The 23,061-nt window shown below is 65.4% G+C and carries 26 protein-coding genes; 15 read left to right on the top strand and 11 right to left on the bottom strand.

Annotated elements, in window-relative coordinates:
* Positions 1–24: 24 nt before the first annotated feature.
* Genes D3H54_RS15020 through lhgD form a run of 3 tightly spaced genes read left to right on the top strand, consistent with a single transcriptional unit; the run spans position 25 to position 4,818 of the window.
* Positions 25–2,220, top strand: coding sequence for an adenylate/guanylate cyclase domain-containing protein (locus tag D3H54_RS15020; RefSeq protein ID WP_432246319.1), 2,196 nt, complete (start codon positions 25–27; stop codon positions 2,218–2,220).
* Positions 2,217–3,632, top strand: coding sequence for a mechanosensitive ion channel domain-containing protein (locus D3H54_RS15015; protein WP_149379703.1), 1,416 nt, complete (start codon positions 2,217–2,219; stop codon positions 3,630–3,632). The genes D3H54_RS15020 and D3H54_RS15015 overlap by 4 nt, the downstream gene beginning before the upstream one ends.
* Positions 3,619–4,818, top strand: coding sequence for an L-2-hydroxyglutarate dehydrogenase (gene lhgD, locus D3H54_RS15010; RefSeq protein ID WP_149379702.1), 1,200 nt, complete (start codon positions 3,619–3,621; stop codon positions 4,816–4,818). Before D3H54_RS15015 ends, lhgD begins: the two co-directional genes overlap by 14 nt.
* Before the next feature lie 6 nt (positions 4,819–4,824).
* Here lhgD and D3H54_RS15005 read toward each other — a convergent pair whose 3' ends face one another.
* The 3 genes from D3H54_RS15005 to D3H54_RS14995 are packed head-to-tail and all read right to left on the bottom strand — an operon-like array spanning position 4,825 to position 7,811.
* Positions 4,825–6,135 carry a DUF1214 domain-containing protein gene (locus D3H54_RS15005; RefSeq protein ID WP_149379701.1) on the bottom strand — a complete coding sequence of 437 codons (1,311 nt, stop codon included), beginning with the start codon at positions 6,133–6,135 and terminating at the stop codon, positions 4,825–4,827.
* Positions 6,125–7,288 (bottom strand): sulfotransferase family protein, encoded by a 1,164-nt coding sequence (locus tag D3H54_RS15000; protein WP_149379700.1) that lies wholly within the window; start codon positions 7,286–7,288, stop codon positions 6,125–6,127. Before D3H54_RS15000 ends, D3H54_RS15005 begins: the two co-directional genes overlap by 11 nt.
* A gap of 55 nt (positions 7,289–7,343) precedes the next feature.
* A complete protein-coding gene (locus D3H54_RS14995) occupies positions 7,344–7,811 on the bottom strand; it encodes a MarR family winged helix-turn-helix transcriptional regulator (RefSeq protein ID WP_149379699.1) in 468 nt (155 codons plus the stop codon).
* 98 nt (positions 7,812–7,909) lie between these two features.
* Here D3H54_RS14995 and D3H54_RS14990 point away from each other — a divergent pair, with 98 nt between their 5' ends.
* Positions 7,910–8,776 carry an EamA family transporter gene (locus D3H54_RS14990; RefSeq protein ID WP_168214873.1) on the top strand — a complete coding sequence of 289 codons (867 nt, stop codon included), beginning with the start codon at positions 7,910–7,912 and terminating at the stop codon, positions 8,774–8,776.
* A gap of 1 nt (position 8,777) precedes the next feature.
* On the opposite strand, the gene D3H54_RS14985 is transcribed toward D3H54_RS14990, so the two are convergent.
* A complete protein-coding gene (locus tag D3H54_RS14985; RefSeq protein WP_149379697.1) occupies positions 8,778–10,232 on the bottom strand; it encodes an MFS transporter in 1,455 nt (484 codons plus the stop codon).
* A gap of 66 nt (positions 10,233–10,298) precedes the next feature.
* On the opposite strand from D3H54_RS14985, the gene D3H54_RS14980 reads away from it, so the two are divergent.
* On the top strand, positions 10,299–11,111 hold the full coding sequence (locus D3H54_RS14980) for an acyl-CoA thioesterase domain-containing protein (RefSeq protein WP_149379696.1): 813 nt from the start codon (positions 10,299–10,301) through the stop codon (positions 11,109–11,111).
* Position 11,112: 1 nt separating this feature from the next.
* Here the strand turns inward: D3H54_RS14980 and D3H54_RS14975 are convergent, their stop codons facing one another.
* The gene (locus tag D3H54_RS14975) at positions 11,113–12,264 is read right to left on the bottom strand and encodes a DmpA family aminopeptidase (protein ID WP_149379695.1); all 1,152 of its coding nucleotides are present in this window, start codon (positions 12,262–12,264) and stop codon (positions 11,113–11,115) included.
* A 328-nt stretch (positions 12,265–12,592) separates the two neighbouring features.
* Here D3H54_RS14975 and D3H54_RS14970 point away from each other — a divergent pair, with 328 nt between their 5' ends.
* The 4 genes from D3H54_RS14970 (at position 12,593) to D3H54_RS14955 (ending at position 15,318) form a co-directional block, all read left to right on the top strand.
* Positions 12,593–13,441 (top strand): sulfurtransferase, encoded by an 849-nt coding sequence (locus tag D3H54_RS14970; RefSeq protein WP_149379694.1) that lies wholly within the window; start codon positions 12,593–12,595, stop codon positions 13,439–13,441.
* 2 nt (positions 13,442–13,443) lie between these two features.
* On the top strand, positions 13,444–13,680 hold the full coding sequence (locus tag D3H54_RS14965; RefSeq protein ID WP_149379693.1) for a hypothetical protein: 237 nt from the start codon (positions 13,444–13,446) through the stop codon (positions 13,678–13,680).
* The gene (locus tag D3H54_RS14960) at positions 13,677–14,876 is read left to right on the top strand and encodes a thiolase family protein (protein ID WP_149379692.1); all 1,200 of its coding nucleotides are present in this window, start codon (positions 13,677–13,679) and stop codon (positions 14,874–14,876) included. Before D3H54_RS14965 ends, D3H54_RS14960 begins: the two co-directional genes overlap by 4 nt.
* An 88-nt stretch (positions 14,877–14,964) precedes the next feature.
* On the top strand, positions 14,965–15,318 hold the full coding sequence (locus D3H54_RS14955) for a Zn-ribbon domain-containing OB-fold protein (RefSeq protein ID WP_149379691.1): 354 nt from the start codon (positions 14,965–14,967) through the stop codon (positions 15,316–15,318).
* Between the two features lie 39 nt (positions 15,319–15,357).
* On the opposite strand, the gene D3H54_RS14950 is transcribed toward D3H54_RS14955, so the two are convergent.
* Positions 15,358–15,543, bottom strand: coding sequence for a long chain fatty acid-CoA synthetase Faa4p (locus D3H54_RS14950; RefSeq protein ID WP_149379690.1), 186 nt, complete (start codon positions 15,541–15,543; stop codon positions 15,358–15,360).
* Positions 15,544–15,715: 172 nt separating this feature from the next.
* Between D3H54_RS14950 and D3H54_RS14945 the strand changes: the two genes are divergently transcribed.
* Both D3H54_RS14945 and D3H54_RS14940 read left to right on the top strand, forming a co-directional pair.
* The gene (locus D3H54_RS14945) at positions 15,716–16,117 is read left to right on the top strand and encodes a DUF1801 domain-containing protein (RefSeq protein WP_149379689.1); all 402 of its coding nucleotides are present in this window, start codon (positions 15,716–15,718) and stop codon (positions 16,115–16,117) included.
* Positions 16,118–16,199: 82 nt separating this feature from the next.
* On the top strand, positions 16,200–16,988 hold the full coding sequence (locus tag D3H54_RS14940) for a hypothetical protein (RefSeq protein WP_149379688.1): 789 nt from the start codon (positions 16,200–16,202) through the stop codon (positions 16,986–16,988).
* Positions 16,989–17,001: 13 nt separating this feature from the next.
* Here D3H54_RS14940 and D3H54_RS14935 read toward each other — a convergent pair whose 3' ends face one another.
* The 4 genes from D3H54_RS14935 to D3H54_RS14920 are packed head-to-tail and all read right to left on the bottom strand — an operon-like array spanning position 17,002 to position 19,320.
* Positions 17,002–17,280, bottom strand: coding sequence for a cytochrome C oxidase subunit IV family protein (locus D3H54_RS14935; protein WP_149379687.1), 279 nt, complete (start codon positions 17,278–17,280; stop codon positions 17,002–17,004).
* A 2-nt stretch (positions 17,281–17,282) separates the two neighbouring features.
* Positions 17,283–17,894 (bottom strand): cytochrome c oxidase subunit 3 family protein, encoded by a 612-nt coding sequence (locus D3H54_RS14930; RefSeq protein ID WP_149379686.1) that lies wholly within the window; start codon positions 17,892–17,894, stop codon positions 17,283–17,285.
* Entirely contained in the window at positions 17,891–18,646 is a 756-nt protein-coding gene (locus D3H54_RS14925; RefSeq protein WP_149379685.1) for a hypothetical protein, read from the bottom strand. The genes D3H54_RS14930 and D3H54_RS14925 overlap by 4 nt, the downstream gene beginning before the upstream one ends.
* Entirely contained in the window at positions 18,643–19,320 is a 678-nt protein-coding gene (locus D3H54_RS14920; protein ID WP_286198892.1) for a hypothetical protein, read from the bottom strand. Before D3H54_RS14920 ends, D3H54_RS14925 begins: the two co-directional genes overlap by 4 nt.
* Positions 19,321–19,479: 159 nt before the next feature.
* Between D3H54_RS14920 and D3H54_RS14915 the strand changes: the two genes are divergently transcribed.
* The 3 genes from D3H54_RS14915 (at position 19,480) to D3H54_RS31255 (ending at position 20,564) form a co-directional block, all read left to right on the top strand.
* Positions 19,480–20,076, top strand: coding sequence for a TetR/AcrR family transcriptional regulator (locus D3H54_RS14915; protein WP_286198891.1), 597 nt, complete (start codon positions 19,480–19,482; stop codon positions 20,074–20,076).
* Positions 20,077–20,243: 167 nt separating this feature from the next.
* The gene (locus tag D3H54_RS31260; protein ID WP_168214872.1) at positions 20,244–20,405 is read left to right on the top strand and encodes a hypothetical protein; all 162 of its coding nucleotides are present in this window, start codon (positions 20,244–20,246) and stop codon (positions 20,403–20,405) included.
* 12 nt (positions 20,406–20,417) lie between these two features.
* Positions 20,418–20,564 carry a hypothetical protein gene (locus D3H54_RS31255; RefSeq protein ID WP_168214871.1) on the top strand — a complete coding sequence of 49 codons (147 nt, stop codon included), beginning with the start codon at positions 20,418–20,420 and terminating at the stop codon, positions 20,562–20,564.
* Positions 20,565–21,623: 1,059 nt separating this feature from the next.
* On the opposite strand, the gene D3H54_RS31510 is transcribed toward D3H54_RS31255, so the two are convergent.
* The gene (locus D3H54_RS31510; protein WP_210419551.1) at positions 21,624–22,088 is read right to left on the bottom strand and encodes a hypothetical protein; all 465 of its coding nucleotides are present in this window, start codon (positions 22,086–22,088) and stop codon (positions 21,624–21,626) included.
* A gap of 475 nt (positions 22,089–22,563) precedes the next feature.
* On the opposite strand from D3H54_RS31510, the gene D3H54_RS32190 reads away from it, so the two are divergent.
* On the top strand, positions 22,564–22,812 hold the full coding sequence (locus tag D3H54_RS32190; RefSeq protein ID WP_353620026.1) for a hypothetical protein: 249 nt from the start codon (positions 22,564–22,566) through the stop codon (positions 22,810–22,812).
* Positions 22,813–23,061 lie beyond the last annotated feature (249 nt).

Genomic DNA, 23,061 nt, shown 5'->3' with positions numbered 1-23,061 from the left:
CGCGAAAGGGTGCCGATGTCGCAAGTGACTGAGCAGAGCGCGTCGCAACCCGTGCCGACGCCGGATCCCGGCCCTGGCAAGCGCGGGCTGCTGGAGCGGTTCCGCCGCGATCGGCTGCTCGCGCGGGTCAGCATCCAGTCCAAGCTGATCTTGATGCTCGTGCTGTGCACGATGCTGGCCGCAGCGGTCGTCGGCGCGATCGCTTTCGAGGTCGGCCGCACGTCGCTCCGCACTGCTGTGTTCAGCCGGTTGATCGAAATCCGGGAGGCGCAGTCCCGTGCCCTCGAGGGCCAGTTCCAGGATCTCAAGAATTCGCTGGTCATCTACAGCCATGGCACGAGCACATCGGACGCGCTTGCGGCGTTCACCGCCGGGTTCAATCAGCTCGACAACGTAGCGATCAGCCCGGCGCAGTGGCAGGGAGTGCTCGCCTACTACGACACCTTCATCAAGCAAACCGAACAGCAGAGCGGCACCCAGTTGGATGCGGCCGCCTTGTTGCCCACAGCCCCCGCCCAGCGATATCTGCAAGCCAACTACACAGCGCGGCTACCCACCGACGACGCGGCAATCGCCATGGGCGACGCCGGTGACGGGAGCCAGTGGTCGGCCGCAAACGCGCGGTACCAGGATTTCTTCCGGCAGATCGCCACCCGGTTCGGTTTCCAGGACGCCTTACTCCTCGATGCGCGCGGCAACGTCGTCTACAGCGCATATAAGGGTGTCGACCTCGGCACCAACATCATCACCGGGCCCTACGCCGGCTCGAAACTGCATGGCGCCTATCTCAAGGCGATGTCGGCCAACACCGTCGACTATGTCGGCCTTACCGATTTCGAGTTCTATCAGCCGGCTCAGATGCAGCCCACCGCGTGGATGGTCGCCCCGATCGCGCCGAACGGCAGAACCGAAGGCGTGCTCGCTTTGCAGTTCCCCATCTCGAAGATCAACCAGCTCATGACCTTCGACCGACAGTGGAAGGATGCCGGCCTCGGCGCCACTGGAGAGACTTTTCTCGTCGGACCCGATGGACTGATGCGGTCGGACTCGCGAGTGTTCGTCGAGGACCCGCAGCGGTACAAGCGCGAGGTGACTGCGGCGGGTACACCCGCTGAAGTCGCCGACAAGGCGATTCTGCTCGGCGGCACCACGTTGGTGCAGCCCGACGTATCCCAAGCCACATCCAACGCGCGGCGGGGCGAGACCGGCACGCTGGTGTCCAGCGACTATCTGGGCAACCGAGCTCTCCAGTCCTATGCCCCTCTGCCCGATCACAATTCGGGACTGCAGTGGTCAATCATCGCCAAGGTGGACGTGGCCGAGGCTTTCGCCAAAGAATCCTCGTTCACCCGCACGATGGTCCTCAGCACCGTCGGGATGATCTTCATCGTCTGCGTCCTGGCGGCCTACCTCGCGCAGGTGTTCGTGCGTCCGATCCGCCGGCTGGAGGCCGGGGCACAACGTATCGCTGCGGGTGACTATCTGGTCGCCATCCCCGTGGAAACGCGAGACGAACTCGGTGACTTGACGCGGGCGTTCAACGATATGAGTCGAAGTCTGACCGTCAAAGATGATCTCCTCAAAGAGCAGCGGCAGCAAAACGACGAATTGCTCCGGTCCCTGATGCCGGACGCCGTAGTCGAACGGTTCCGGCAAGGCGAAGAGACGATCGCCAGCGAACACCACAATGTCACCGTCATTTTCGCCGACCTGCTCGGCATCGACCGCCTGCAGGCCGAGATGAGCCCCGGCGACTACCTGGCGCTGGGCAATGAGTTGATGCGTCAGATCGAAGCCGCCGCAACCGACTTGGGCATCGAGAGCGTCCACACCGTACGCAACGGTTATCTGGCGAGCTGTGGGCTGACAGTGCCCCGACTCGACAACGTCCGACGTACCGTGGATTTCGCGGTCGAATGCGTGCGGATCGTCGAACGGTTCAATTCTGATGCGGGCATCGCCTTGCAACTGCGGGCCGGAATCGACAGTGGAGATGTGGGTAGCGGCCTCATGGGCAGCCCATCGCTCGTCTATGACATGTGGGGCGACGCGGTGAACCTGGCACATCAGGTCAAGGATGGTTCACCGCGTCCGGGCATCTTTGTCACCGCCAAGGTCTATGAAGCCCTGCGAGACACGATGACGTTCGTCGAGGCGGGGTCGGTCACGGTCGGTGATACGTCTCAACCGATCTGGCAGGTGTCGGAGGACCAGCGATGAGTGACGTGTTCACCTCGGCCTGGTTCTACTGGGCAATTGGGATCGCCATCGGGCTACCCGTCGGGCTGATCACCCTCACCGAGTGGCAGCACGCGCTCCGCCGCAGGAAAAGCTTTCTGCTGAAGCCGGTGACTCTGCTGCGCAACTACCTTCTGCCGCTGGGCGCGCTGCTGCTCTTGATGATCGAAGCCAGCCGGGTGCCGGCGGGATCGACCTCGGTGCGGATGGTGGGCACTCTGGTAGCTTTCGTCGTCCTGGTCCTGCTGCTCTCGGGGATCAACGCCGCAGTGTTCCAAAGCGCACCGGACGGAAGCTGGCGGAAGCGAATTCCGGGAATCTTCCTCGACGTCGCCCGTTTCTTGTTGATCGCCGTGGGCCTGGCGATGATATTCGCCTACATCTGGGGTGCGAACGTCAAGGGCCTCTTCACCGCGCTCGGAATCACCTCGATCGTTGTCGGCCTGACACTGCAGAACTCGGTCGGCCAGATCATCTCCGGGTTGCTGATGCTTTTCGAGCAGCCGTTCAAAATCGGCGACTGGCTTGATACTCCGGCCGCCAAAGGGCGGGTCGTGGAGGTGAACTGGCGAGCCGTCCATCTCGAAACCGGCACCGGCCTGCAGATCACACCGAACTCGGTACTGGCCGGGGCATCGTTCACGAACCTGAGCCGGCCGCCGGGAAAGCACACAATCATGGTCACGAGCGTTTTCGCGGTCGATGACGCTCCTGACGAAGTGTGCGCCATGCTCGTGCGGGTGGCCTCGGAGCTACCGCAGTGCCATCCTGATCTGCCCCCGTCGGCAGTTCCTTTGGGGGCCAAGGAGTATCAGACCAAGATTCCGTTGAAGTCGCCGGCCGATGACGGCAAGGCCAAAGCGACGTTTCTACGCTGGGTCTGGTACTCGGCCCGACGTGCAGGTCTGCACTTGGACGAGGCGGAGGACCAATTCTCCACTCCCGAGCGAGTCACCGCGGCGATCCGTTCCATCGTCGCGCCGACATTGCGACTGGACCGCGAAGAGCAGCAGCGTTTGATCCCGCATGCGACGATGGAGCGGTTCGGCGACGGAGAGCTTGTGCAGCGCTCCGGTGAGGTTCCCGCCGGCATCAAATTCATTGTCTCCGGCGAGGTTCGGTTGACCGCTATCGCAGAGGACGGCACCGAGGTGGTGGTCGGCAGCCACGAGCGCGGTTCGTTCCTGGGACAGAGCACGCTAACCCGTCAGCCCGTGATCGGCTGGTCTTACGCGGTGGGCGAGGTCACCATGGTGTACCTGGCCCGCGAGCAGGTTGAGACGATCGTTCACGACAATCCCTTGCTCTTGCAGGAATTCGGCCGCACGATCGAGCAGCGCCGTGACTACATGCTGCGAGCGGTCGCGACGAGTGAGGGTGATGACGCGTCCTGAGCATGACCTCGTTGTCGTCGGTGCGGGCATCGTCGGACTGGCGGTGGCCCGGGAGTGGATGTCCCGGCGTCCCGAGGACTCTGTCGCCGTCCTCGAGCGGGAGGACGGGCCTGCCCGACACCAGACCGGGCACAACTCCGGGGTGGTCCACGGTGGCATCTACTACCAACCGGGATCGCTGAAGGCGCGGCTCTGCGTGGACGGCGCTCGGCTGATGTACGAGTACTGCGAGCACAACGCCATCGCTCACCAGCGGTGCGGCAAGCTGATCGTCGCGGTGTCGGCCGAGGAGCTGGGCCGTCTGGACGACTTGCAGGAGCGGGGCATCGCCAACGCCGTGCCGGGGCTGCGCCGTATCGGTGCCCAGGAGATAGCCGAGATCGAACCCAATGCTGTTGGTCTGCAGGCACTTCACGCACCCAATACCGGGATCGTCGACTATCCCGCGGTGGCCCGCACCCTTGTCGCGGAGCTGACGGCCGCGGGTGTGTCGATCCGGTTCGGCACCGAGGTCACCGGGATCGAGGGGGCAGACAACCCGATCGTCCACACTGCCGGCGGCCCGGTGCGCGCCCGCACCGTCATCGCCTGCGCCGGATTGTGGGCGGACCGCCTCGCCCGTCGGGCCGGGGCGCCCCGCGACCCGCAGATCGTGCCGTTCCGCGGTGCCTACCTCGGGCTCACGCCCACGGATTCGCCGCGACTGAACGGGATGATCTACCCGGTGCCCAACCCCGAGTTGCCGTTTCTCGGGGTGCACATCACCAAGCACATCACCGGTGAGGTGACGCTCGGGCCGACCGCCATGATGGTGGGCGCCCGGGACGCGTACTCACTGCGCCGGTTGAGCATTCGCGACTCATGGGAGACGCTGGCCTGGCCCGGGACCTGGCGTGTGGCACGACGGTACTGGCGAGTGGGGCTCGACGAGATCCGGATGGCGGCGAGCCGACGGGCATTCGTCACCGCCGCGGCCCGATACATGCCCGGCCTCAGCCTGGCGGATCTGGACGGCAGCTCCCACGCCGGTGTCCGGGCCCAGGCCGTCGGCCGGGACGGCTCTCTGGTCGACGATTTCGTGATCTCCCGGGACGGCCACATCTCGCATGTCCGCAACGCGCCGTCGCCGGCCGCCACGTCGGCGTTCGCACTCGCCGGCGAACTGGTCGACCGCGTCACCGGCTGAGCCGGATCAGTACTGGCGGTACCGACGCTGGACGTGCGCCTGCCGGATGGCGATCTGCTCGGTACGCTCGGCGGCCGAGACCGTTCGAGTGGTGGCAGGCAGGTGGTCGCGCAGCTGAGCGAACGGCACAGTGCTGACCGATACTTCGGGCAGCTGCTCGGGGTCCTGGGTGTAGGTCCACCGGAAGCTGAGGAAGCCTTTCGGCAAGCCGGTCGTGTCCAGCCAGTTCGGCACGCCGGGATCGCGCGCGGCCACCACATAGCGGACCACACCGTCGTCGTCCGGTTCGGCCTGAAACCCGTTGAGGCTGGATTGGTGATTGGCATAGTCCAGCGACTCACCCCACAGATTGCTGAGGTGAAATCCGCTGTAGGCGGGCTCGACCGGCACCTTGGTCTCGATCAGCAGACTCTCATCCGGGTCGAGATCGAACACCCCGCCGGCGTAGACGTTGGTGTTCTGGCCGCCGCCGGTCGCCAGGTTGGCACGAGCCGGTGCGTTCAATCCGTTGCGCGGCATGAACGTTGCGCCGTCACCATTGCGGTCGCCGTGGGCCTCCAGGATGACGTCGTAGAACTCATTCCAGAACTTCATCTGGTTCTCGACGATCGCACCGGCCCTGCGCATCCGGCCGGCTGCTCCCGGGGCGTCGATCGGCGCGGGATGCCGTCCCTGTTGACCGATCTGCTCGATGTGTAGATCCGGGCAGACCTCAGTGGCCCAGTCGTGGAACAGCAGCCGGACGATGACGTATTGCGCTGTCCCGGAGCCGTTGTCGGTGACCCGACGGCTGGCAAGGAAGTTGCCGTCAGAATCGGGGGGCGGTTCGGGACCTACCACGATCTCAAACTGACCGTCGTCGTCGATGCGCAGTTCGCCACTGTCCAGCGACCCGGTGATCATGCGGTGGGCGGGGCTCAGTTCCATGAGGCTGCCCGAGTCTCCCGCATAGGCGGTATGGGTCTCGAAGATGATGTACTGCGGCGCTTTCGCGAGTAACCGTCCCCTGATGCGGTAGGTCTGCTCGCCGTCGATCGCCGCGGACAGATACAGCGCGTCGGCATTGTCGATGGTGGCCTTGTCGGCAGGTTGAATGGCCCGGCGGAAGTACGGAAAGTCCGGGTCTTCGAAGAAAGCACGTTCGATGGCGGCGAAGGTGAACCCGAGCAGATACCGGTAGCCCTCGGCCAGTCCACGTTCGGTCGGCGGGGGAGCGTGCAGCGCGTCGGAGTCGACGGCGTCGCGGGCCCGGTTCAGGGCGCTGGTCAGGTCGTCCCAGGCGGCGCGCAACTCGGCTGCACCGTGATCAGTTGGCATCGGCGTGCTCTCCTTCGTGTCCGTCGCCTACCCAACCGAATTGGTCGAAGAGGGTCGCGAGCCGGATGTGGATCGCTTCGGGGTCCAGGCCGAACTCTTCGAGGCTGTACCGGTGGGTTGTTTCGTGGCCCTGGCCGCGGGACGCCCCGATTGCCACGGCCACGTCGGCGGGCAGATCGAGCTCGAGCTCGTCGTAGACGCGCCGCATGGTCGACGCGGGATCGCCGACCAGGTCACGGTAATCGACGACGCACGACCGTGTTTCGGGATGGCGAGCCAGCACCTCGAGCGGATGACAGTACGCGTCAAACGACTGATCGGCCAGGACCCGCATCGATTCCAGGATCAGCCGCTCGTCACGGCCCTGCAACTCCCACGTGGTCTGCAACATCTTCAGCAGACTCGGAATGGTCTCGTACGGATTGCGAATCGGCACAATGAATTTCGCATCGGGGAAGGTCTCGATGAGCGCCTCGACGCGTCCGCAGAAGGTCGGGTTCTTGCTCAGATGCGTCCGGCCGCCGTTGAGGGCCAGCTGGCGTCGCACACACTCTTTGTAGAACAGCATCAGGCGCCGGCGCTTGCGTTCGCTCCACTGGTCGACGTGGTAGAAGTCGAGTTGACCCAGGTACGGGAAGAGCACGATCCAGAATCCGGATCCCAGTGACCACGTGAGCAGGAAATCGTCTTCTTCTGCGGCGAAGAACCCGGTGCGGTGCATGTCGTTGGTCTCGGCGAAAGCACGCTCTTCGATCGCCTCGATCCGGTGTCGCAGCCGCTTCCCCCACAGAACCTCGTCGGCACGGAACAGCAGTCGTAGCGCCCGCTTCTGCAACAGCGACGGGAAGAACATCTCGTACATCATGACCACGCTGAACTGGTCGTCACGGGCCATCAGTCGGTGCAGGTAGGTGGTCCCACTGCGGGCGTGCCCGACACAGAACACCGGCTCACGGACCTCGGTGCGCCTCAAGGAGGGGAACAGCAGCGGGTCCAACGCAAAGCAGACGGCGTGGATGGCGGCCATCACCGGAACACCGATCAGGAACGCAGCGAGCAGCTTTCGGCGGCGGGATGTGTCGGTCTCGGCACGCACCAGCCGCAGCATCGTGACGTAGTTGCCCACGTCGAAATGGAACCGTGCCCCGGCCATGGTCGAAGGCTAGAAGCGAAAGATTGACAAAGTCAAGCAAATCGTCGGTGGCGGGTCAGTCGTCGATCGGGGTGGCGAGGGAGTCGGCGACAAACCGGGTCAGGAACCGGTCGAACTGGTCGAGTTCGGCTTCTGTCCACCCCGACAGTGCCCGCCTCAGATGACCGATTCGGACGCCCAGCAGCTTTCCGGCTTCGCGCCGGCCGCGAGCGGTGACCGACACGAGAGCGATCCGCAGGTCGTTCGGATCCGGTGTGCGGGTCACGAGTCCCGCATCGACCAGGGAGGTGACCTGCCGCGTCGCCATCCCCAGGTCCATGTGGGCGCCGCGCGCCAGAGCGCCCATGGGCAGCGGGCCGTTGTCGATCAGGATCCGCAGCAGCGCATACGACGGTTGGGTCAGAGACACGCCCGCGGCGCCGGCCTGCCGAGCAAACAGGGATCGGCTGCTGGTCAGGCGCACCACCTGGGCCAGCGATCGGCTGATCGAGTCGAGAGACTCGTCCTTCGGTGAAGAAGTCAAGCGCGTCCGTTCCGCAGCGTCCGTTCCCTAAGGGGTGTCAGAACGTTGATACCAGCCCGGCGCCGTCACGGTGCGCCTGGTGTCGTTGAATGCGAACCATGACCGCACATCCGGCCCGGGTGGGCGCTGCCCTGGCAGTGGGAGCCATGGTGTGCGTCCAGCTCGGGCTTGCGGTGGCGATCGGACTGATAGGCCGGATCGGGGCTGAAGGCGCCGCGTGGCTGCGGGTGGCCTGGGCCGGGGTGCTGTTGTTGGTGCTTGTGCGCCCGCGGCCCTCGGCGTTCACCAGGGCCACGTTCGGGATCTGCGTGCTGCTGGGGCTGGTGACCGCGCTGACCACCATGTTGTTCATGGCCGCGCTGGCGCGAATCCCGATGGGGACGGCCAGCGCTCTGGAGTTTCTCGGACCGCTGGCCGTCGCGGTCGTCAGCGGCCGAGGGCGAGGCCGCTGGGTGTGGCCGGCACTGGCCGCAGTCGGTGTCGCGGCGCTGACGCAACCCGCGCAGGGTGCGATCGACGCGGTCGGGGTGGGGTTCGCGCTGGGTGCCGCCGTCTGCTGGGCGGCCTACATCCTGCTGACCCAGCGCGTCGGCGACCGGGTGAGCGGGCTGCAGAGCCTCGGGGTGTCGATGCCGGTGGCCGCCGTCACCGTCACGGCCGCGGTCGGCTGGGCGGTGCTGCCCCGGATGACGCCGGACATGATTCTCATCGGCCTCGGCTTGGCGCTGCTGCTGCCGATCGCGCCGTTCGTCCTCGAGTTGCTGGCACTGCGCCGACTGAACACCGCGGCATTCGGGACGTTGATGAGCCTGGAGCCGGCGCTGGCACTGTTGATCGGGTTCGTCGTTGTGCACCAGGTGCCCAACTCGTGGGCGATCCTCGGCGTCGGCTTCGTCGTCGCCGCCGGGATCGGCGCTGCCCGCGCCGGCACCCGCGACGCGTCGGTGCCCGTTCAGCCCGGGTAGCTCAGCCCCATTCGTGGTTCATCGCGCGCGACTCGGTGACGTCCTCGGATGAGGCGTCCCGCAGCTTCGGTCGGGTGATCGCGATCAGCAGCATCGCAGCGGCGGCGGTGATCGCGCCGAGGGCGAAGATCACGGTGAAGCTGCTCTCCGGGATGTGGCCGTGTTCCGATCGGCCCAGCAGTACCGCGACGATAGCGGCGGCGATCGAACTGCCGACGGTGCGCGCGATGGCGTTCATGCTTGTCGCGACCCCGGTTTCGCCTGCGTCGACCTCGCGCACGACCAAGGCGGGCAACGCGCCATAGGCCAGGCTGATGTAGGCGTTGGCCAGCACACCGGCCATGATCACCTGCCACGGCTGGTGGTGCAGGACTGCCAGCAGTACGAACCCGAGGACGCCTGCCGCGGCGCCGACCATCAACACTGCGCGGGCGCCGAAGCGGTCGATGTAGCGGCCGCTCGCCACCGCGGTCAGGAAGCCGGCGAGCGCGCCGGGCAGCAGGAACACGACGCTGGCCCCGAGCACCGTCGCACCGAAGCCGTAGCTGCTACCGGCGGGCGCCTGGACGAAATCGGTGAGCCCGAGGAACGCGAAATACAGGCCCATTCCGACCAGGATCGTCGCGAGGTTGGTCAACAGGATCGGGCGGCGCGACAGCATCGCCGTCGACACCAACGGGTGCGGGCTGCGCCGTTCCCACCACCACCAGACGCTCAACACCGCCAGCCCGGCGGCCAGGCAGCCGATCGTGCGTGCGGACACCCAGCCCCAGCCGTGGCCCTGGGTGATCGCCAGCAGCACCGCGGACAGACCCAACGCCAGCCCGGCCGCGCCGCCCCAGTCGACTGTCCCCGCCGAACTGCGCGGGCGGGTTGGCAGGACCACGAGCACCGCGACGATCACCAGCACCGTGAACGCCGTCGTCAACCAGAACACCCGGTGATAGCCCGCGTCACCGCGCATCAACAGCCCGGTGACGACCAGACCCATGCCGCCGCCGAATCCGAGGGAGCCCGACAGCACGGCCATCGCCCGCATGAGGCGGTCGGTGGGCAACTCCTCGCGCAGGATGGACACCCCGATCGGGTACAGCGCGTACGACGCACCCTGCAGCACCCGTGCGGTGATCAGCAGCGGCAGCGAGGACGTCAGCGCGGCGAGCAGCGACCCGGCGAGCACGACCGCCAGGACCGCCAGCAGCACGCCTTTCTTGCTGTACAGATCGGCCAGTCGGCCGATGAGGGGAGTGGTCGCCGCCGCCGCGAGAAGGTTGGCGGTCACCGCCCAGCTGACGTCGACCGGGGACGCATGCAGCTGCCGGGCCATCACGCCGAGGACCGGCACAACACCGGTCTGCAGCACCGCCACGGTCAGAGCGACGACGCTCAGCGTGGCCACGAGCAGCCCCGGGCGGTGATACCCGGTGCCGGCGTGGGCGGCGTGGAGGTCGGACACGTAGTTGATTATGTCGTCTAAGCACCGAGTGCCGGACGCCGGAGGGGGCTATGCGAGGATGCCCGGATGGCCACCCGACCGGCGCATTTCATTTCCGATCCCGACGGCAACTTCCATCCGACGGAGAACGCCCGAAGCCGCTGGGGCGACGACATGCTCAACGGGCCTGCCGTGGTGAGTCTGGCCGCGTTCAACCTCGAGCAGCGGTTCGGCATGCCCGAGTTCCTGCCGGCCCGGCTCACGGTCGACTTGTTCAAGGCGGCCCGCCGGGTGCCGACGACGGTCCGCGTCCGGCTGATTCGGGACGGTAGGCGGATCCGAAACTCGGAGTGCGATGTCCTCCAGGGCGAGGCGATCGTCGCGCGGGCGACGCTGGTGCAGTACCGGTTGTCCGAACCGCCGCCCGGCGACGAGTGGGTGGCCCATGCCGAGTTCACCCCACCGCCCGGCGGCGAGCGGCACGGCTATTTCATCGGCAGCGACGATGTCGGCTGGCTCGCCGACGGCGGCGCGCATCAGAACACCTCACGCAAGCGCGTCTACCACTGCCCGATCGATGTGGTGGCCGGCCACGACATCACGCCGTTCGTCCGCACCGTCGTCGTCGCCGAGGCCACCAGCCTGGTCAGCAACCTCGGCACCAAGGGCATCGGCTACATCAACGGTGATCTGACCGTCGCACTGTCCCGACTGCCTCAGTCGGAACACATTGGTGTGCAAGGAGATTCGCACTGGACGTCGCAGGGCATCTCGGTGGGCTCCGGAACGCTGTTCGACGACGCCGGTCCCTTTGCGACCGGCCTGGTCACTGCGATCGCGAACCCGGCGGCTCAGATCGATTTCAGCAAGCCCGACACGATCCCGACGCTGAACGTCTGAGTCACAGCAGCGCGCGCAGTCGGTCGTGCGGTAACGCGGGGGAGCGGTGCCCGTCGCGACCCACCATGTCGGCGTTGACCACCAATGCGTTGAGGACGGCCTCCTCCACGCTGTGTACGACGGCGGCGTAGAAGTCGTCCATCCGGCCCCACGGCAGGAATCGCAGGTGGCCGAATTCGTCGTCGCCGACCGGACCGATGGGGAACCGGCTGGCCAGATCCGGTGCATCGGCGGTCGAGAAGGCCAGGAAGATGTCTCCGGAGAAATGGCTGCCGGTGGTGCCGGTGCGGGCCAGCCCGAGCGGCACCCGCCGGGCCAGGGCCTTGCACTGCCCGGGTAGCAGCGGTGCGTCGGTGGCGATCACGACGATCACCGAACCGGCTCCGGGCGGCGGCCGGTTGAGGTCGCGCTCGAACCAGTCACCGTCGAGCGGATTCTCGGTGTCCAGGTGCGGGCCGACGAGACGCCCGGCCACGGTGAGTTCTTGGCGCGCACCGAAATTCGCTTGGACGAAGGCACCCACGGTGAAGGTGTGGCTGCCGTACCGCACCAGCCGGGACGCAGTTCCGTTGCCGCCCTTGAACTCATAGCAATTCATCCCGGTGCCGCCGCCGACCGACCCCTCCGGCACCGGACCGCCGGTGGCCCGGTCCAGTGCCGCTTCGGCGTGTTCGGGACGCACATGCCCGCCGTTGATGTCGTTGAGATAGCCGTCCCACGTCTCGGCGCACACCGGCAGCAGCCACTGACGGGCCAGCACCGGATCGGTCTGGTTCACCCAGGAGATCACGCCCGCGTGGCAGGCGCCGACCGCATGTGTATTCGACAGCAGCACAGGAAGATTGAAGGCACCAGACTCCTCGATCCAGGTGGTGCCGGTCATCTCACCGTTGCCGTTGAGTGAGAACCAGCCCGCGGCGCACGGCCGACCGAGTCCGGCCCGGCCGCGAGGCAGGATCGCGGTGACGCCAGTGCGCACCGGTCCGCTGCCCACGATCAGTGCTCCGTCGCCGGCCACCAGGGTGGTCACGCCGACCTCGACGCCGGCTACATCGGTGATGGCGTTGAGTGGTCCTGGCTCGCCGGCAAGCGGGATCCCGAGTCCACGAGCGCGCGGCCGGCCGTCGGCTGTGAATGCCGCTGGAGACGTCATCCGGCCGACCCTACCGTCGGCTGCCGGACGAGGATGTCCGAGAAACCACGGACGCCGGGGAAGGCTCGATGACCTTCCCCAGCGCCGCCTGGCGTTCGCACCACACCCCCCATAGCCGTGGTGCGAACGATCAGGCGATCCCGGCGCCCCCGGCGGAATCCGTGTGTCGTCTGATGCTGTAGCAAAGTTATCGGTCCGATATCGACGTGCGCACGCGTAGTGCACTACTTGATTTCAGCTTCTTCTCAGGTTGACCACCTGGTGCCTGCGTCCACCTGCGCGCGGGGGCATGATCATCGGTGCCGACCGACGACGAACGGGGGACTCGATGACTGGGCGCGCTGACGTGCTGATCACCGCTGAAGCGCTGGTCAATCGATTGGCAGCCGGTGAACCGGTGGCCGTGCTCGACGTGCGCTGGACCTTGAGCGAGCCGGACGGCCGAGAGCACTACCTGCAGGGCCATGTTCCCGGGGCGGTGTATGTATCGCTCGACGACGACCTGAGCGACCACACGGTGTCGGGCCGCGGACGGCATCCGCTGCCGTCCGGACCCGCGGTGCAGGCCGCCGCGCGTCGCTGGGGGATCCGCGCGGGGCAGACCGTGGTGGTCTACGACGACTGGAACCGGGCCGGCTCGGCACGTGCCTGGTGGGTGCTGACCGCCGCGGGGCTCCCGGACGTGCGCATTCTCGACGGCGGCTGGGCGGCGTGGAAGGCGGCAGGTGGGCGGGTTGATACCGGTGCGGTCGAACCGTCCCCGGGCGACGTCATGGTGGCCCATGAGGACCTCTACGCCGGGGCGCTGCCCACCCTGACCGCCGATGAGGTCGGCAGCCGGCCGTTGCTGGACGCCCGCGCGCCCGAACGTTTCCGCGGTGACGTGGAGCCGGTGGATGCGGTGGCCGGGCACATCCCGGGCGCGCGCAACCTGCCGAGCACGGGACTGCTCACCGAGGACGAGAGCTTCATCAGCGGTACCGCACTGGAGGGCCTGCTGGCCGCACGCGACATCGGTGCCGACGCACCGGTCGGCGTCTACTGCGGATCGGGCATCACCGCGGCGGTCGCCGTCGCCGCGTTGACCGCCGCGGGCCGTGACGCCGCGCTGTTCCCGGGATCGTGGTCGCAGTGGAGTTCGGATCCGGACCGCCCGGTCGCCCGAGGCGAGCAGTGACGATGGAGACGTTCCGGGTGTACCTCAAGCTTCAGGCGATGTGCTTCGTGTTCGGCATCGTGGGCCCGATATTCCTGGTCGTGTATTTCGCCGCGCAACCCGACCCGACCATCCGGTGGATGTACTACTGGGGATTGGTGATCACCGCGATCGACGTGCTGATCGCGCTCGGCCTGACCGACCAGACGATGCGGGCCAAGCAGGTGGCTCGCGCGCAGGACGAGGCCCGCAGATCGTGACGAACCGCGGCCCCTTCGACGGTAAGGCCGTCATCACCGGAGCAGGCAAGTCGCAGGTCGGGCGCCGACTGGGCCGCACCGGGCTGGAACTGACGATCGAAGCGGTGCTGCGCGCGATCGCCGACGCCGGGCTCGATGTCGACGACGTCGACGGCATCGCCAGCTACCCGGGTGCGGTCGCCGCCAACCCGGGCTTCTCCGGTGCCAATGTCACCGAGGTGCGTACCGCTCTGGGCCTGCGAAGCAGGTGGTACATGTCCGGGTTGGAGACCGCGGGACAGATCGGCCCGGTGATCGAAGCCTGTATGGCCGTCACCCTCGGCCTGGCCAACCACGTGGTGGTATTCCGGTCGGTGTGGGAGTCCACCGCCGCCCAGCGGGCCGGCGGCGGCCACGCATCGGTGCTGCTCGGCGGAGGCGGCAAGCTGCCCCCGCAGATGGAGTGGACCGCGCCGTTCGGGGCGCTGTCGGCGGCCAACTGGCTGGCGATGCCGGCGCAGCGGTACATGCACGAGTTCGGGCTCACCCGTGAACAACTCGGCGCGATCGCGCTCAACGCCCGGCGCAACGCGGGCCGTAACCCCGACGCCGTCTACCGCGACCCATTGACGATGGCGGACTATCTGTCCGCGCGGATGATCTCAGAACCCTTGTGCCTCTACGACTGCGATGTGCCCTGCGACGGGGCGACCGCGGTCATCGTCTCCCGCCGGGACGCCTGCGGCGGCTTGCCCCGCCATCCGTTGACGGTCGAGTCGGTCGGACCGGGAATGTTCGAAAGGCCAACGTGGGAGCAGCGTTTCGACCTCACCACGATGGCGGCCCACGATTCGGCCGCCACTTTGTGGGAGCACACAGAACTGCGGCCGAGTGACGTCAACATGGCCCAGTTGTACGACGGCTTCAGCTTTCTCACCGTGATGTGGTTGGAAGCGTTGGGATTCTGCGAGCATGGCCGGGTCGGTGAGTTCATCGAGGGCGGTGACCGAATCGCCCTGGACGGACCGCTGCCACTGAACACCAGCGGTGGGCAGCTGTCGGGTGGACGGCTACACGGGATGGGCTTCCTGCACGAGGCCTGTGTGCAGCTCTGGGGCGAGGGTGGCGAACGTCAGGCTCCGCGCACACCCGAGGTCGTTGCGGTCGGCGTCGGCGGAGGTCCCGTCGCGGGTTCGATGTTGGTGAGCAGCCGATGAGCTATCAGCGACCGGATCTACGCCTCGCGCCCCCAGCCCCACACCCGAGTCGGAAGCATTCTGGACGGGCGGCCGCGACGGCAACCTCATGATCAGCCGCTGCCACGCGTGCGGCCATTTCTTCCACCCGCCGGGGCCGGCCTGCTGGCGTTGCCGCAGCACCGATGTCGCGCCCGAAAAGGTCTCCGGGCGAGCCACCGTCGCCGCGTTCAGCGTCGACCGCCAACCCTGGATTCCGGGATTCGAGCCGCCCTACATCGTGGCGATCGTCGAGATCGCCGAGGATCCCGGGGTTCGGCTGATCACCAATGTCGTGGACGTCGAGCCGGCGGACATGAGAATCGGGCTCGAGGTAGAGGTGTTCTTCGAAGATTGGACCGCGCTGTCCGGCGGCGAGGACACCCGGGTGTGGATACCGTTGTTCCGGCCGGTCGCTCACTGACAGGCTGTACTCAACCGTTGCCGGGCAACGGGATTGCGATCAGTCGCGGACCCAGACCGAGATGTAGCCGATGGGGATGCCGGTGCGGGCGGCAATGCATTCGCGGGCAGCAAGTTCGACCTTGTCGCGTGCTGTTGCCTCGGTGGCATCGTTGATTTCGGGAATCCGGACAATCCACCGATTGCTCTCGAACCGAATATCGATTTCGAAGCACTGACCGGCCATCGGCCGCAACACCTGATGGGTGCGAAGACCCCGTTGCGGACGAGTAGAGAAGCCGCGAGTTCTGTAATGAGTACGCATCTTCAAGCTTTCCGAAACGATTCTGGGCCGCGGGAAAAGATACTCTCTGTGACTGGGAATACAAAATCGCGGAGGGTGCGGCCATGATGGAGATATGGCTGACGATGACATCACCGCTGCACAGCGAATCGACGCCCGAATTGCCGAATTCGACGATTGGCGAGGCGAGACACTCGCCCACATCCGCGCCGTGATCAAGCGAGCCGATCCCGAGGTGGTCGAGGAGTGGAAGTGGCGGGGCGTCCCGGTGTGGTCGCACGCCGGGATGATCTGCACGGGAGAGACGTACAAGGCCTCGGTCAAGATGACATTCGCCAAAGGCGCGTCACTGCCGGATCCCTCAGGTCTGTTCAATTCGAGCCTCGAGGGGAACACCCGGCGGGCCATCGATTTCCACGAAGGCGATGTCATCGACGAACGTGCGCTGGCGGCCCTCATCCAGTCGGCTGTTGAACTGAACATGTCCTCGAAGCCGCGGTCGCGCAAACGCACATAGCTCGACTCTCGGACCAAATTGCCGGGCAGCCGATCTCCGCAAACACGACTCGCCGCCCATCACCCGTCGATACGCTCTGCTGATGCCGGGGGTGCGGTTGGCGGGGTGCTTGGGCGGCGTGGCGGTCGGATTCGGGATCTGGCTGGCCATGGGGATCGCTGGTGCGCAGCCCGCGTCGGCGGCACCGGCCGGTTCCTCCGACAGCACCAGCGCGCACACTGCGACCAGCGCACGCGACCACAAGACCACCGCCGCCCGCCGGTCGGCGGCCCCCCGGGTAGCCCCCAGCACGACGAATCGACCTGTCGCGACAGCGCGTCAACCGGCGGCCGCCGCGTCTTCGGCCCGAAGCCCGATACGGAATCGGATCGTCATCTTCAAGAACACCCACCTGGCGCTACCCCCGCAGATGGTGTTCTTCGCCAAACACGTTGCCGGGACTGCCACCTTCACCGAGAACTCGGTCTACGACTTGCAGACCGTCGACCAGTACGACTGGAACAAGCTGACCGGCATCTCGTTCACGCTGCTGTGGCCCGACACCGACGCGATCATGGTGGCCTGGCGATACAACGTGACGACCCAGATGTTCGAAGTCGGGCCCTACTACAACGTCGACACCGCCAGGATCATGCCGACCGACTCCGAGATCATCTCGGTACCCGTCGGGCAGAAATTCAGCTTCAATGCCGACTACCAAGGCATTACCGTGCAATACGGAGACACGGTGGTATACAAGCCGATTCCCGAGGGCCTGCACCCGAATCAGTTGTGTGCGTTCCGGATCAACAGCTGGTTCGGCGGCACCAGCCGCGCGCCGAAGACCATCTCGTTCTATCTTGATCTCAAGCCGTGGTGGACCGAGTTGTGACGGGCCTTCGGCACTACCGGCCGGTGAAGTAGACGCCGAGCATTGCCGCGACTACCACGATCACCCAGCCGCCGGTAACAGCCTTGAGCCACAACGGCGCCCGGCGGACCTCCATGAAATGCCAGATCACCAGGTGCGCCTTCACGCCTGCGATCAGGAGTACGACGGTGGTGACCGTCGCATTGAGCTGATGGGCGGCTCCGCCGTCGCGGGAGACCAACCACGATACGACGGTGACGGCCGTCAGCAGCGCCCACACGATGGTGAGCGGGTTGCGGATCAACGACGTCATCGTCACCTCATCAAGTAGAACGCGGCGAACAGGACCAGCCAGAGGACGTCGACCATGTGCCAGTAGGTGGCCCCGGTCTCGACGAACGAGATCTCCGGCGGCCTCGACACTCTCAGATTGCGGATCACGAAGCACAGGATGATCAGACCGAGCAGGACGTGACACAGATGAAGTCCGGTCATCACGAAGTAGAACATGAAGAACAGATTGGTTCCGGGCGTGATGCCGGCCGTGATCTCCGGAATCCATTCGATCATCTTCAGCAGCGGGAACACCGAACCCAGAACCAGCGCGAGCGCGAACCGGCGCAGCGCGTCCGCGGAGTTGCCGGCTCGTGCCGCGGTGGTCCCGAGAACCACGAACAACGAACTGGTCAGCAGCACAACGGTGTTGACTGCACCGATGTCCACGTTGAGCCGGGCCTGGCTCTGTAGGAAAAGATCCGGGTTCTGGCCGCGGTAGTACACGTAGCCGACGAAGTAGATGCCGAAGATCAGCAGATCGCCGATGACGAAGAACCACATGCTCGGATCGCCGGGGATGTGCGCCCGCTCGTGCTGGTCTGGATGGGACTCGTTGAGGTCGTCGGGGTGTCCCTTGGCGACCTCGGTCATGCGTTTGCCCCGGCGCGGGGATCGCCTGTGGCGGTGTACAGGTCGGCGTTGTCGAGTTCGGCGTCCGGTTGTCTCTTGATGGACCGGTAGATACAGGTGTACACGACCATCTGCCACGAGACGTAGAGCACCACGGTGAACCAGAACGTCATCAGCCCGTTCCACGCGAAAGGGCCCGACTTGTTGATCCAGACCGGTGCGGCCATCAGTTCGGTCATGTACTGCCACACGGTGTAATAGCCCAACCACTTCGGCAGGACGTTGTTGGTGTCGAGGAGGATGGCCAGCCCGAACGCCAGCCACATGACACAGAAGCAGCCGAGGGATCCGATGAACGCCAGATAGCCGAAGTCGTAGAGCATGGACAACACGGCCGGGCTGTAGCCCGTGCGAAACGCGCCGACGCCGAAGCAGAATATCGGGAACAGCATGCCGACGATGGCACCGGTGATGGCCCCCATCATCAGCGTGTAGCGGAACGCCGGGCTGACCGCCATCCGCTTGATCTGCATGAGATACACCGCGTTTGACACCGGTGCGAGTCCGAAGGTGAGGGTCAGTAGGACACACGCGACGAGCAGATTGTGGGACTGCATGAATGCGACGATCTGCGATGTAGGGGCGCTCGGCGATCTCGGCGGCATCATCCAGCTCAGCGGCACGAACACCAGACCGAACACGGTGAAGAAGAACGGCACACTCCAGAACGTGATCCATTGGTCGAGCTTGCGGTTCCTGCGCCGCGGTCTCACGCGAGGACTTCCCGCTCATTGCCCTGGCGATTCACCGCACGCAGGAGCACGAGGAACATCACCACGATGTAGACCGCAAAAGTCACCAGCCGCAACGTGAATGACAGCGTGCCGTTCCAGGCGAGGGGACCGGTCTTGACCAGAATCGAGAACGCGCTCGGGGCCAGCAGCACGACGGTGGCGACGTTGAAATGCGCTGCCCAGCGCGGGAAGATCGGGTCGGGACGCTCGTCGAGGTAGACACTCAGTGCGAAGCACAGATTCTGCACGATGATGGTGCCGACCGGCGCGATGAAGAAGAACCAGGCCATGTCATTGAGCAGGCTGATGAGTTCGGGATCGCGGTCGGGCCTGAAAGCCGCCATGCCCCAGCAATAGTCGGCAAGGATGAACGCCGTTGTCCCCACACCGACGCAGATGATGTACGCGTAGGTCAGCACCACGCTGGAGGTCGCGACACGCGATATCTGGACAGCCGTCACCGCGAAGAGCGGGATCAGGGCACCGGCGATCAAGTTGCACAGAATCGCGACGCCGAGCACGCCCGTCGCGTTGTCTCGGAAGAACGCCGCAACGTCGTCGGGGGGGACAACGTCGGGGACAGCGGCGGGGAGAAGACTGGAAACAGTACGTAGGCCAGGGCGAGCAGAGCTGCCGCCGGCGGCGCGGTCCACAACAGAATGCGCTGACCTCGTGTGTTCATCGAGCTTTTTGTAGCACGTTCGCTGACAGATGACAACGAAATTGCCGCGGGACAGGGCAGCTGTGCCGGTGGTTAGGCATATTTCAGTGACATCTGTCGGCGAACGGGACTTGTGCGGCACAATGGGCACGTGCGAGAGACCGCGACGAGCCGCGAAGCCCAGCGCCGTCGGACGCGTGCGCGCGTACTCGACGCAGCCATCGTCGAGTTTCAACGGGCCGGCACCAGCTCGGCCGACATCAACGCCATCGTCGAGGCCGCGGGAGTCGCCCGAAGCACGTTCTACTTTCACTTCCCGACCAAAGAGCACGTTCTGCTCGAGCTGATCCGGCGCGACGAGGACTACCTCGGCGAGGAACTCAGTCAGTTCCTGGAGTCGCGGCACGATTTGCAAGCCGTCCTCGAAGAGATCATCAGGCTTGTCGTCGATCTCGAGAATCGTTGGGGTGCTGCGCTGTTCCGCGATGTCATCAGTCTGTACTTCTCGCCGGCCCTGGCTCAGGACGAGCAGTGGAGCAGACACCCGACTTTCGTATTGCTTGCCGCGGAGATCGAGCGTGCCCGTATCCGCGGTGAACTCTACGACGATGTCGAAGCCTACGACGGGGCCGCGTTCTTCCTCATCGGGCTCCATGCCGTTCTCATCAGTGCCCGAGAAACCGGGGCGGCCCGCGATGTGGTCCTCGCGAAGTTCGTCAAGAGCACGCTGCGCAGCCTTCGGCCGTAGGCGCCAGGCGTCAGTCGCGTGCGCTGGGCGGACAGACCGCCGGCTGAAGACCGAGCGAATTCGCCATGGCGTTCTGGTTTTGGCACGCATTCACGCCGGAATCGGGTGGGGTGTTGGGGCCTTGGCTGGCTCGGCATGTAGTGGGTTGCAGGCCGATGGCGATGGGCATGGCGCTCTGGTTCTGGCAGGCGGTCACGCCGGAGTCCGGTGGGGTGTTGGGTCCTTGGCTGGCTCGGCAGGTGGTGGGTAGTAGGCCGATGGCGATGGGCATCGCGCCCTGGTTCTGGCAGGCCGTCATCCCGGAGTCCGGTGGGGTGTTCGGGCCTTGACTCGCGCGACACGTGGCGGTCGGCAGTCCGAGCGAGGTCGTCATCGCGCCCTGGTTCTGGCAGGCGGTCATCCCGGAATCGGCAGGTGTGGTCCCGGTCGGGCTGCTTTCCGACTGGTCCTTGTCCGGTGAGCCGGACCCGTCCTGGTCGGCATTCTGATCGTCCGGGGCAGGCGGGCTGCTGGTCGACGGCGCCTTCGACGCACCACCGCTTTTCGGAGCTGTGGTTGCGCATGGGGCAGGGTTGTAACCGCCGCGTTGGAAGCAATCGGCCGCTGCCGTGCCGGTCATGGCAAAGGTCTCCAGCCCGGCAGCCGAGGTGGCGAGAACGAGTGCCGTCAGGCACCGGCCCCACACGTCTGGTCGCATCAGCGCTCGCCCCGAGGCGCAGATATCACAGTGACGGATTCTAGCTTCAGTTAGGCATAATCGTCACAGTGACGAATTACGTTGGGGGCGTGCCCCTTTCGGCGTAGCATTGCGATCACGATTGCACGGGTGTCCAAGCCGGGGTGGTGTGGCCGACCGGGCAAACGACGACTCATTGTGTTCGAAGATGTTGCCGGGGAATGTGATTCGCGAGAGTCGGGTAGAGGCATTCCGTCACTCTGACGAATTCCTCTCGGGGACCGGAGGGGCGGGGGTGGGGTGACGGGGAAGGGTTCATCGGCCATCGGCCACGCGGGATGCCCTCGCGGCGATCGGCGAACGCCCGCCGGCTGGCGTCGGCCGCGGTGACGCCCCGGCCGGCCGACGACCGACGGCGTACCCGCCGCTGTATAAACGTCACAGTGACGAATATGGCACGTTGGGCTGCGTCCGGCGTCAGACGGAAACGAGCTCGCCTCAGAGCTTTTGGGCGGACCTCAGGCCTGGCGGACGGACATACATGGCTGTCGTCGGGAACTCGGTATCACCGGTGATATCGGGTTCCCGACAAGTACTGTGTTGCGTGCGTGGCGATGGGAATGCCGACGCCGGGGATCCAGGGATCCAGGGATCCACGAATCGATGGGATCCCGAGTCCGCCCAGGTCCACGTTTTGCCGATAAGCCACATTATGTCAAGTTGTAAGTTGGTTATTCGCATCTGATGCGAATCGTCTGTTGTCCGGTCTCAGTGAAGCTGTCATTTTTCGCAGTGAAGTTGTCCCTTTACGGATTGTGGCTGGTTGTCTCAGTTTTGTTGTCATCTCGGTTTGGGGTTGGGGATCCTGGAATCAGATATGCCCCTGGTGATTTCCACTCATCATCAACTTTTTTCTAGTAGTGCTGCCGTCAACCATGTCGTTCTCGTTGATGCTGGCGGTAGATCGACGAAGCTGGGCTGCGTCAACAGCACATGATCGGCGCTGCGCCGCTTTTACGGCCGGGTCCTTGTCGACGGCATCCTTGCCGAGCCGTTCGCGAAGATACGGATTAACGGCCTCGAGTCGCATCTTCCGATCATGTGCGACTTTTGGCAGACTGTCCTGTTCCACGCCGGGCTCTATAGAGGTAGCGCGGTGCGTGCTCATCAGCCCGTGCATGACCGGCAAGCGCTGACCGCCCGTCACTTCTTGCGATGGCTCAGCCTCTGGAACAGCACCCTCGACCAGATGTATGAGGGCCCGGTTGCCGAACACGCCAAGATCCAAGCGGCAAGAATCGCCCGCGCGATGCACCGCCGGCTTACCGGGAACCACTCGGAGGAACTCGATAGCCCTGTCCGACAGTCAATCTGACCGGCAAATCTTGCCAGCGGTACACGCGTCGTCGAACGGCGAGGCCCGCCGACCTCTTCGTGATCGCCGCGCGCCTCGAGTGGCGGCAGCCAGCGATCCCGGATCCCGGGGGTGTCTTCTATCTCTACCCCGAAACCCGTATTATAGAGGAATGCAATCATCTAAATTAGGGTCGGCGGCTACGGTGTCGGACTCGGACCGTCAGGATCCACCCGAGCCGGCTGGTGAGGTCACCGTCACGGTGGCCTCATCCCTGGTGATGGTCTCCGACTTGGCCCGATCGATCAACTTTTATTGTGATGTGTTCTCTTGCCGTGTCGCACTGCACGAGCAGGACACGGCGCTGCTGTTGACACCGGGCGGTTTTCAGATCTATCTGCGCTCGAAAGGGCCGTCTCGGCGACCACGTGTGGGCGCCACAGGTGTCCGGTACCTCATGTGGGCAACCGACAGCCACGCAGAATTGCTCCGAATATCGCAGCGTCTGTTCGCCTACGATGTGGCGACATTCTCCTACACCGAGAACGGGGTGAGCTTCGTCGAGGGATGCGACCCGGATGGCGGAAGGGTTATCGTCGCCTACCCCACTCCGAGCCAGCTGCCGCGAGAGGTGATCGCCTCGCGACTGCGCGGACGGCTCCGTTCCCTTCGACAGCGCCTCCGTGGCGGAGTCGCTGCGGCGTAGCCAGTCGTCGTTGACCGGTACCCGTTCGGGCCCGTCCGTTTTATCTGATCCGAGCCGGACGGCTTGTTCGACGTGCTGCCGCAGTGAGGGCATCCCGCCAAGGTGTCACCAACCACCGTCTTGGGCCACCGCGGTTCGGTCACCACCTCGGGTGTGAGCGCACCAGCTCGTGGTCGCCGCGTTCATCGTCAATCGGTCTGCGAGCCATCTCGACTGCACCGGCCGTCGATAGCAATCGCCATCCCGTGC

The organism is Mycobacterium sp. ELW1 (assembly GCF_008329905.1).
In the GTDB taxonomy this organism is placed as follows: domain Bacteria; phylum Actinomycetota; class Actinomycetes; order Mycobacteriales; family Mycobacteriaceae; genus Mycobacterium.
The sequence above is the reverse complement of the archived record's forward strand: the minus strand, read 5'-3'. Positions and strand labels throughout refer to the sequence as shown.